The sequence below is a fragment of the uncultured Thiodictyon sp. genome (assembly GCF_903946935.1).
In the GTDB taxonomy this organism is placed as follows: Bacteria; Pseudomonadota; Gammaproteobacteria; order Chromatiales; family Chromatiaceae; genus Thiodictyon.
Window position 1 is genome coordinate 1 of the sequence record NZ_CAJAXH010000075.1, and the last position, 10515, is coordinate 10515.

The window sequence follows — 10515 nt, forward strand, 5'->3', positions numbered from 1 at the left end:
GATTACTGCTCTGCCGAACCTTTATATCAGAGGCTTACGCTATTTTCAGACGTTGCCATAGAGCCGTTTTCTTTTTGTGTAACCGCTCTATCCTGCTGTTTTTGAGAAACTATGCGACCTACTGAGATCCCAGAGAGCCACATCGGATGTACGCAGGCCTAGCGCCTTGCCGAGGTTGCCGGGAAGTTCAAAGGGTTCAAGATTTCTCAGCGTCCGGGTGACCCACAGGTGCTCGTCAAGAACTGATTCCAGGTTACCGTCTATCGTCGCTTTTGCAATGCGCTCCCGTAAGTCCCCACTTCCACCCAATGCCGCGTCCATCCAAGGATTATTGAGGTAGCTGCGCAGTCCTTCCCAAGCCACCTGTAATGCTTGGAGCAAGCCTGCGTCGGTACCCAGGTCAAGCCCATGGCGAGCCAGCGAACGCGCGATGATGACGCCAGGACTTGCCAATGCTGCTTGAGCCAGGATAGCAAGTTCAGCCGGCGACACCGAAGAAAGATCGCCATCTACCGCTGCGTGCCACTGATCAATGCGTGCCCGAAGACTCAACTCGCCGTCTTTGTTGTTGGTCCGGGCGACATTAGTGGCCAGGGTTCGCCATGCGTTTAGGCTACTGTCCCATGTCCCTACCTTGCGCTCCAACCGCACGAGCAATTCGGGCAGGCTTCTCACAGCGCCAGCGGTCTTTTTCACTGGCACGGCCCTCGTCCATAGCCACGCCTTGACACTCTTTTCCGCCTCCGCGAACAATCGACTCCGCGGTTTATGGCGGAGCCGCCAAGGATCAACGGCCTGAGCCAATGCGCCGGACGTATGGAAGAATGCGAAGTTCTTCCTTGATGGCCCAAGCACACTTCGATTCGTGACTTGTTCCCATCCAATGCCGCTTTCTGAGAGCAAGTGTCGCTCAACCTCGAAGCTAAGGAGCGATGCGATGGCTCGTGGTACGGCTTTGAAGCGACTAAATAGGAGAATTTTGTGCGGGAGATGCTCTATCCAAGACCCACCGGACTCCCACCATGGCATTGATGGCGCAATCCACGGTACAGACAACTGTTTGACCGAGAGCTCATCGAACATAAGTCCCCGCAAGCGAGGATGCGGCCATGCGCTCGGCGCCAAGAATTTATCCCGTTGCTTCTTAGTGATGGCGTGAGCCGCCGAGGGCGCACGCAAACGCTTTGAGTTCCTCCACGCCTGGTAGTCAGGTCCCAGCATCTGCATAGGCAATGGCACACTTGACCAATAAGGTATGGCCGTTGCCACCGTACTATTAACTGCATCTCCTCCCGCTCCCCGAAAGCAATCAGTGAGGTGTTCAAAAATCTGTAGATCCTCAGCTATCAACGGAGCGGCGACCCGCACGAGCTCGGTGACATCGTGGCCCGCATCGTGACTAAATCGCTCCGTCCTAGCAATAACATGCCGCAGACACAGCTCAATGCTAGTCTTGGCATCATGAATTGCGCTGCCTGTTAGATCCCTCGCACGCAACGCTACGCCATAGCGGCTAAAGCTTCCCTCCAGATCACGCCGTTTACTGAATGCCTCCACATCTTTGCCGAGTAACCACTCAACTAGATCATAAAACTGCTTATGGTGGGGGGCATTGGAAAAAGCATGCTCGAAATCACCGACGAAAGGTTCGTAGGGTGTAGCCGACAACAGCAGTACGGCAGGCCCCGCAGGGCCAGATTGGACCATCAGCCGTGCAATCTCAGACTCGGTATCATCTCCAGCGAGCAGATCGGTGAAACGTTGGAACTCGTCGAAAATGATGAGATCAGGGGCGAGATTGGCCAAACCAGTTTTCGCGAGAACTACACGCAGTAACTTAATGGCATCGAGCGGGTCATTGATTACTATTTTTCGTAGCACTGGTGCGAGCTTATTACCCGGATCAAGGCTCAAGTGCTCTCGTAACTTAAGATCGAACGCCTCTCTCAGCGCAGCGGTTGGCTGCGCATGCGCTTTGTATGCATCCCAATTGGATGTCGCATGACGCTGTAACCACTCGCCCTGCTCCTCAAGATTGACAAGATTGGGATATTTCGCCAACAGTAGGTTATGTATCAAAGCACGTTCAGGTGCTGCGCCCGAGCGATGCTTGCCTCTGCGGTCAGGTATACTCGTATCGGGCGTAAGCGTGTAGAGATGGAGTGGTAGACCTGGCGGCAGCTCACCGTTTGAAGCGAGCGTGAGGCGGTCTACATTGCAGGCTGCCATTTTTCGCTCGTCAATGTCATCCAACACCTTCAGCAGGCTTCTTCCGTTCTGCGAAGCGATCGCGAGAGAACTGCATACGTAGAACACCCGTAGCGGGCCTTCCTTGCGCTTTTTCTTGCGTTCTATCAAACCTTTGATGACGCCCCGCGCAACGATAGTCTTTCCCAGCCCAACCTCATCAGCAACCAGGAAGCGGCGGACACGACGGCGGCCATCAAAAGCGTCGAGCGCGACACGAATCGTCGCTTCTTGGAAGGGCTTGGCGTCGTTCATGCTGTTTCTCTATCGAGACTTAGACCTACGCGAATGACGCGCCACGCTTCTTCGAATCGTTGAAGCTCTCCCAGAGCGTCCCGTTCATATTCATCAGCATCATCCGTGACGTTTAAGCGAATGCCTTCCGCCCAAGTCGTGATGGCGCGGTCCACGTGCCGGACTGAAGACGGGTCACGGGTCCAGGCTCGCAAGACTGCTTCAAGCGTTGGTGCAGGAAACAGGAGGGTACTGTCGAACGGGCGTGGGTCGCTCGATGAAGCGCCATTCTTATTATCAGGGGGCCACGGCCGATCGCCGCTGTCACCTGCAATTTCATTTAGGAGTGCCTGGAGCCATGCGAGGAAGGCTCGCGGCCCCATAAGTCGAGCGAGCACGGCCCGATCCCTGCCGATATCCGGCGCGGGGTCAAGAGGTGCGCGTGCCAACCATGCCACGGATTGACTGGTCGGACTCTTGGTACTCAGTGTTAGCTCGATGAGTTCCGTCTGCTGGTGTAAGGGTACGGCGGGCAGGCACACCTCTGTTGCACTAACAACCCAGTCGCGCTGATCGTGGGACCCAAGAATACAGACGGTTAGTCCCGCGCGGTCTTCTGCAAGTAGTGGAGGTGCTGCGGATCTCAACACGAAGCCGCTGCCGTCGGGTCTGAGGTGTAGCACCGCCGTCCATGCTCCGGCGATTCGATTGCGGAGCCGGTCGAGACGGACTTCTTCGGCATCCTCCTCAGGCGCCGATGTCGGTAACTCGCTTGCCAATACCTCGGAAGCAAGCCCTTCGACCAGGCCCTCGCAAAGTCCTTTTCCGACACAAGGTTTCACGAGCAGATGCAGTACCGCCTCAGTATTCCTACCGTCCCACGCACGTTCGGTGAGATTAGAGCTACCCAGCCAGAGATGATCGCCCGAAAGTGTTTCAGCCCAGATGAGCTTCGCGTGAAGACCCCGATGGACCTCGATCATCTGGTCTTCTTCGGTATCGTCATGATCTGCCTCAACACCCTCCGGTACAGTAGGTGGATCAAGTTGATGCAAGCTGGTGAACCCTGCCAGCGGCTTGACCGTTTGCGGTGCAAGGGTTGCCATGGTGCCCGGAATGGTAAGCAACTGCCTCTGGGTGTTGGCACTGCCCCAGGCTCCAAGCCGCGCAGCCGAAGTGCCGTCAACGAAAGGCGAGACTGCGACTACTCGGCGAAGCTTTGCAGGCGGCTTGGGGAAACCTTGTGCGCGGCCTGCGTCTGGCCATAGTGAGAACGAGCGCACCTCCATCACGTCGTCAGGCCACTGCCATCTCAGAGATTGAAGCTCTTTGTGAACGCGCTCGGACGACCAGCCCGGAAGGGCAGCGCGAGAAGCAAGTACCCGGCCCGCGTCAGCAATGGCTTTTCCAACGGATGTAGCTTTGCCCGTCGGATGTCCCACAGCGACCAGCGCGCTATCCCACGATGTATCACGGGTGAGGTTTCGGCTGCCAACCCAGAGGCGCCAGAAGAAAGTCGGCGGGACATATGGGTCGCGGAGGATGTAACGTACGAGTGCGATTTTCGCATGCCAGGAACGCTCGTTACCATCGTTGTTAACCTCCCTCACCCAACGATCGGCAAGTACAAGCGCCGTTGACCCCGCGCGAGGGATCGCGATACGGCCCGCCTGACAGATTATTCGGAATCGATCGCGCATGCGCTCGCATGCACGAGCTAATTGGCCCTGCTTCAACCGCTCGTGGTCATCGCCCTCGCCTGCGAGGGCAACCACAATAGCAGCCGCAGCCACGAGATCAACCGAATAAGTGGAGAGCAGCGCAAGGTCCGTAATCCATTCGAAAGGAGGAGTCAACGCGTCCAGTACGGCGAGACTGTCGGTGCTATCTAGCCCCATTATTCCTCCAAGTCTGAAAGCAGACGCTGCACGAGACTCCACCGATACTCTATAGACGTGGCCCGTGACACCTTCTCTCCGTCCCATTCGGTACGCGCTTGCCTGGCTGCTGCGGACTTCGGGAGCCGTGCCCGACGCGGACCTTTTCGCTGCAGCTCCCAGGATGCGAAGGTTTCATAGATCTCTGAGGCGAGGGGATTTCGCTCGCCCTTCCTCAGCCACGCCTGCAGCGTGGTGAGAACATCTGCGAGAGCGCCGATCAAGACACCATCGATTGGGAGCTGATATAACACGAGCCGTTGTGCGCTCTGGCTGTGTTCAGCGACGATCGCTCTTAAGTGTTCCCGGTGCTTGTCAGTGACGGTCATTCTATCGCGATCTTCCTGAAGCGACTCCACCATAGCATTGTAGACAGCGCGTGCTACCGCGGCGAGAGATGCCGCATGACGGGCGCGTTGCAGTGCCGCCTGATCCGCGGGATCAGCCAATTTCGCAAGGGCGGCGTTCCAAGGGTGCTGTTGGGCCCCAATATCGGCGGAAGATCTCACTAAGTTTGCTAGATAAGACGGCATCTTATCTTTAGCGCGTTGCGTATCAAGGAGTCGTAATCGGAGGAACTCTTTTTCCTTGGCTCCGAGACGGAAGTCCAGTGGGCCTTGCCCTAGGAATTCATTCGGGGGATCAGGGAGTCGCGGATGGAAAAGCCGGGCAATCGAATACAACGGCCTATTTTCATTATCGGTTTCCAAGGAACGATTACGCGAGCCGTCCGGCCAATGCTGCCAGCGCGAGAAAAGTTCAGTGCGCGAGGGTACCACGTCAAACGGTCCCCGATGCAGAATACCCCAAGCACCTAACGCGACCCAGTAGGATTGCGATGGTGCGATGGCGACGGGCTTTCCAAGTTTTGCGGTCCGGCGCCCGATGGTTCCTGCGCCGTCCACATCTGGCAGACGTTTAGCCAGTGTAAGTTCTGCCTTTTCAAGCGTGGAGCGCACCTGACCCTGTAAAATTTTATCGCCTTGCTGAAGCAACAAGCGGATCTGCCAAGGGACGAATAGCGCGTACCGCAGTCGCGACTGTTGTACGGAGGTGCCTGGAAAAAAACGGTTAGCATAGCCAGTGTGCAGGGACAGGACGCCAACTTCGTCTCGCATCCCTTCACTGTCACTCAGGAGTTGCGCTTCAGCGCGCTTGAGAGCAGAACGAGAGAGACCGGCCCAGCCAAGCGTAGGTTTCACGGTCGTCTACTACGGATGTTACTGATGTTCGAGCATCGTGAAGTCATGTCACTCATACCCTCGTAAAGTCACCACGGCACCGAAAGCCTATCAACGACATCCCGTCGAGCAAAAACCCTTGAGCACAGCTCCCACCGGTCGCGGTCCGGGTCGATTGTCGCCTGGTAACGCAACTCAAAAACGTCGCGGGCCTTGCGGCGTAGGTGGATGTACTCGTTCATCATTGCCTCCAGCCTCTCGACACTGTCGATCCAGTCGTCTTCGATGGTCTCAGGAAGTCCGCCGAAGATGTCGAACTTGTCTTTCATCCGACGGGACAGGACCCGGTAGACCTTTTCGTCCTGAGTGTCCGCATAGACCAGATTGAGCATGTCGACGTTGCGCCGAGCCTGGCCAAAGCGCTTGATCCGACCAAGGCGCTGCTCCAGTCGGGATGGGTTCCATGGCAGGTCCACGTTTATTAAGGTTCCGAGGGTCTGGAGATTCAGCCCCTCGCAGGCCGCGTCGGTCGCCAGCACCAGGCGCACAGTGCGGTCCTTCACGGCGGCCTTGATCTCTTCGCGCTCCACGGATGCAAACGCCTGATCGCGAAATAGGCCGCTCTTGCCAGCGCCAGCGTAAACCGCGACGGGCTCCCCTGGCAACAGGCCTGCGAGCTGCCTGGCCATCGTGAAGGCAGTGTCATAATACTGGCTGAAAGCGATGCAGCCATGGGCGAGCCAGGTTTTTCCCTCCGTGCGTTGGCAGGTCAGGAAGTGCAGTACCGCATGCAGCTTTGGGTCCCGTGCCTCCGGGCGCGACAGCTCGCGCACGATGGTTAGTAAATGCTCTGCCTCCTCGGCGGTCAGGGCGCTCAAGGGTTCCTCCAGCGCGCCCGCTTCCTCGTCATCCTCCAACAATTCGCGCCGCAGCAGCCGCTCGGCCGTCGCCCGTCCGGAAGCGAAGCTCGAACAGATGCGTTGCAGGATCAGGGTACGCATCAACCCGCCCGCCCGGGAGCGCTTGTTCAGTACCTCGGTAAACGCCAATGCAGCCTCATAGGCGAGATCAAACGGATGGTTGGTCCGCAGGCCCAAGCCTGCGAAGCCGACATCCGGGTAGGCGCTCGGCGTAGCGTCCGGATCGGGATGGACATTCACCCCGATCCGCTCCAGCAGACCGGCCTCTTCCAGCGTTTGGCGCCGACGCAGCACGGTATGGCGCACCAGCGGGTTGTGGGTTTGCAGAAAGCCCGGCGCCACGGCTTCGCCCAACGCCTGTTGCTCCAGAAAGCCCAGGGACCCGAAGCCGCGGTCGGTGAAAAAGGTCTGATCGGCAAGACCTAACTGGAGCCGCAGAGAGGCGAACAGGGCGCTCTCGCTCGCTGCCGGCAGCGGGTTACGCAGCCACTCCCAGGCATCGCGTTCATCGGCAGGGGTCTCGGACCCCGTCACTATGGGTAACGCCTTCTCACAGTCGAGCCAGCGGCCGAAGGGTTCTCGGCCTAGCACGAAGTTCGCCCCGGCATTGAGGATGCCGAGCAGGTTCCACAACTCGCGCACCTGCGTCTGGATCGGCGTGGCCGTACCGAGCAAGACGTGCCTGGTCCGTTCGGCGATCCGCATCATGAAGTCGAGCAGATTGTTCGGCGCCTGCTGCACCTGCCCCAAGCCGCCGCGGCAGCGCGCCTTGTGGGCCTCGTCCAACACCACCGTGCCGTATCTGCGCTCCAGCAGGTATCGGCGCTCGTCAGAGGCTTGAAAGATCAGGCCGGTGGAGACGATGGCAATGCGGAACGGACAACGGGCAATGTCCTGCGCACCACGGGTCTTGATGACATGTCCCTTGGGGTCGATCCAGACCTTCTTGGTCGAGGACCAAACCGCGCTCGGGATACCGAGCCGGTCATTGAGCTCCACCTGCCATTGCAGGGTCAGGGTCGAGGGACACAGGATCAGCACCGGACCATCGTCCAGCAGGGTCGCGACCATCGCGCTGGCCGCCAGTGACAGGGTCTTGCCGACCCCGACCTCATCGGCCAGCAGCAAGCGGACCTTACCGTAGGTTTCCCGATGCTCCAAGAACAGGGTGACGAAGGAGCGCTGCCAGGGTTGCAGTTGCTCCCCATGGCGGTAGATCGGGCTCTCGGCCAAGGCGGCGGCCGGCAGGTCCTGCGGTGTCGTGTCCTCGAAACGGACCTCAACGCGCTTGGCGACCCGCTCTATCTCCTCAACGATGGCCTCGGGCAGCGGATAGGCATCCGCCCACAAGGCATCGAACTCCTCTTCCACCCAGGCGACGCCTTCTTTGGACCTGTCCTCCCACAGGATTTCATAGTTGCCGGCGAAGGCGCGCTTGGTCTCGTTGATCGAGCCCAGAAAGCAGGTCTTGGCGCCGTCCGCCGCCTCAATGATCCCGGCCTTGCCGTGCAGAAAGACCCGCTCCTTGGGCACCACCCGGATCTCGACCCGCCCGCTGGTCAGCAGGTCATGCAGATAGCGGTAGCGATCCGCATGCAGCAGCGCTTCCACCTCGGGGGTCGCCTGGTTCCAGCGCTCCTTGAGCGCGGTCTCGCGCACAAGCCTGGAGACGGCCACATCCGCGGCATCGAGTTCGCTGTTACAGACGATCTGGACCTTGGCGATCCCCGCAATCTCCTCGCCAACCAGTTCGAAGATGGAGCTGCGGAAATAGCCTGCAATGCGCTTATAGGACCTGGCCGTCTTGAGCCGGTCCCGCAAAAAGGCATGATCGAGGGGCTGACGGCGGGAGGAGAAGCGGTTGATATCGACCATGACCTCTTCGTTCCCCAGAATCCGTTATCCGATTCGCTGGTTGAGCACCAGCTCCCGCAGCACGCGGGCCGCGCTCGCCTCATCCGGGCGCAGGCGGTTCAACTGCTCGGCAAGGTATCCGGCCAACTCGCCGGTCATGTCGCGCTGGGTGGAATCGCCGTACCAGTCTGAGATATTCAGGGTCAGGTGGCCTAGGACCTCGTCGCTGTCGAGATTCCGTGTCAACTCCATGATGGCGTAAAGAATGGCGCGCAGCGCCGATTGGTGCATCTCTGAGCCCTCGCCCATCTCGGCCCGGCCGAGTTCGACGGCACCCTTGAGCCTCGCCTCGTTGGCTTTACGGCTGGCCATCAGGGCATGAAAGTCGCGCACCTTGAATGCCTTGGCGAAGTTCTGATAGTTGTCCAGGGTATGGGCGCCGCGCGCTTCCAAGTCCAGCATCTTGAGATAGAATCGCTCGGCGCCGGTCAGCCGCTCCCAAGTGGCGCGCGGGATGCCCTGCGGGACCAGGCACTGGTTGGCGGTATCCACGGCGAAGGCGATCAGGCCATCGACGAAGGTGGTCTCGCCCTTAACCCGGGGGCGGATCGCCTCGGCGGCCATGTCCTTGCCGTCGATGACCGCATAGCGGGTCAGGACCCGCAGGGCCGCGGCATAACCAGCCATCTGAATATCTGCATCCTCAAAGACGTTCTCGTCCCGATAAAGCCCCCTGGCCTGTTGGTTGAGACCGGTAAGTGCCTGAACCTGGTCCTCAACCTCTTCCTTGAGCTCCCAGGCCAGGTCATCACGCGTGGTCTTGAGCTGGCCTGCCCGCTTACGCAGTACCAACAGCACAGTACCTTTGACGTGGCTGCCATCTCGCAAGGCGCTGTCGGTCTCGGTCGCGACATACCAGGCGGCAGTCACACGCAGGCCGGAGGCCCAGACGATGTTGGCCATATCCGCCCAGATAGTGCCGGATTGGTGCGTGAACATGACCACCTGGATACCGTTGTCCGGCATGCACTCGGCCATGCGCCGATAGGCCGCGACCATCTGCCGGCGGAACTCCTCGCCTTCGCCCTGGATGGCAAGTGAACGGCGGCTGTCCCAGGTCCAGCCAGCGAATTCTGGTGGCGGATTCTTGCGCAGCCAGGCGATGAAGAAATCAAGAATCTCTTCGTATTTTACCGCATCTCCGTAGGGCGGGTCGGTTACGAAGACTTGGCTCTCTCCAGTCACTTGATGCGCTGGTATACCGCGAATTTCAATACTTAATCTTTCTTCAATTGGAAAGGAATCATACCCCACTTCAATAAATGGGAGGCCATACTTACTTCCACGACAACCATAATTGTAGAATGTATTTAGTGCTTGATTATAAAAGGTGCCCGTTACGAGACCTCCCCCGCCGCCACCGTTATGCCATTGACATAACCGGGAGTTGTAATTGAGCAGTTGAGCTAGCCCGAATTTCTCTCGCACATCGCCAAGCGCGTTGACAAGACCTGCCAACATAAGTTGCCGGGAGTTGAATACATGTTGCCAATGTGTCCAACCCCTGCTCTTGACCAAATCCAAACCCTGAAAACGCGGCGGCCCGCCGACCTCAATTCGCATATTGGGTACCCAACCTTTCCCCTGCCAATTCGCAATATGCTTAGCAACATAGGACGCGACACTAGCCTCCCGCTCAAGGTCTTCGTCAGTCACACTCCGAAATTGGTAGTCGAAGGTCTTGCCAGTCTCTTTTGGTCGCATCCATTCAATGCAATAGAGGCGTTCCCGCAGCAGGTCATCGGGGCGCGGGATAAAATCCTGGCTCTCCCATGGCCGCAGCCGGTTGCCGATGGAGCCGTCCGGCTTGGGATAGTCTCCGCGCAAGGTCGAGATCTTGGTCTTATAGGTCACGCCAGCGACCTGATGGATCAGATACGCCTCGTCATATTTGCTGTCCCTGCCGATGGTGCCGGACTCGGCGGCCTTCAACGCGCGATCGGTATAGCAGAATAATATGGCATCTGGACAAATTGAATTATAATAAATTTTTTTTATTTTTTTTCCGTTGACTGTCTATAATTTATGCAAGAGTTAAGCAAATTATCCGAGGTGGATCATGAAGCCGAGTTGGATGTCGGA

Annotated in this window: 5 protein-coding genes; all 5 read right to left on the reverse strand. The window is 58.3% G+C overall.

The window, feature by feature from the left end; translation table 11 throughout:
* Positions 1–87: 87 nt before the first annotated feature.
* Complete coding sequence (locus QZX93_RS06740) at positions 88–2502, reverse strand: hypothetical protein (RefSeq protein ID WP_295383956.1); 2415 nt, start codon at positions 2500–2502, stop codon at positions 88–90.
* Positions 2499–4379, reverse strand: a complete 1881-nt coding sequence (locus QZX93_RS06745) for a phospholipase D family protein (RefSeq protein ID WP_295383957.1) — start codon at positions 4377–4379, stop codon at positions 2499–2501. Before QZX93_RS06745 ends, QZX93_RS06740 begins: the two co-directional genes overlap by 4 nt.
* Positions 4379–5620, reverse strand: coding sequence for a DUF6361 family protein (locus QZX93_RS06750; protein ID WP_295383958.1), 1242 nt, complete (start codon positions 5618–5620; stop codon positions 4379–4381). The genes QZX93_RS06745 and QZX93_RS06750 overlap by 1 nt, the downstream gene beginning before the upstream one ends.
* A gap of 68 nt (positions 5621–5688) precedes the next feature.
* Positions 5689–8394: a phospholipase D-like domain-containing anti-phage protein gene (locus tag QZX93_RS06755; RefSeq protein WP_295383959.1), complete on the reverse strand. Its 2706-nt coding sequence runs from the start codon at positions 8392–8394 to the stop codon at positions 5689–5691.
* Between the two features lie 24 nt (positions 8395–8418).
* A complete protein-coding gene (locus QZX93_RS06760; protein ID WP_295383960.1) occupies positions 8419–10365 on the reverse strand; it encodes a hypothetical protein in 1947 nt (648 codons plus the stop codon).
* Positions 10366–10515: the final 150 nt, after the last annotated feature.

What these genes read in the sequence shown, in the direction of transcription:
- QZX93_RS06740 (WP_295383956.1), bottom strand. Translation starts at nt 2,502, where the DNA reads ATGAACGACGCCAAGCCCTTCCAAGAAGCGACGATTCGTGTCGCGCTC.
- QZX93_RS06745 (WP_295383957.1), bottom strand. Translation starts at nt 4,379, where the DNA reads ATGGGGCTAGATAGCACCGACAGTCTCGCCGTACTGGACGCGTTGACT.
- QZX93_RS06755 (WP_295383959.1), bottom strand. Translation starts at nt 8,394, where the DNA reads ATGGTCGATATCAACCGCTTCTCCTCCCGCCGTCAGCCCCTCGATCAT.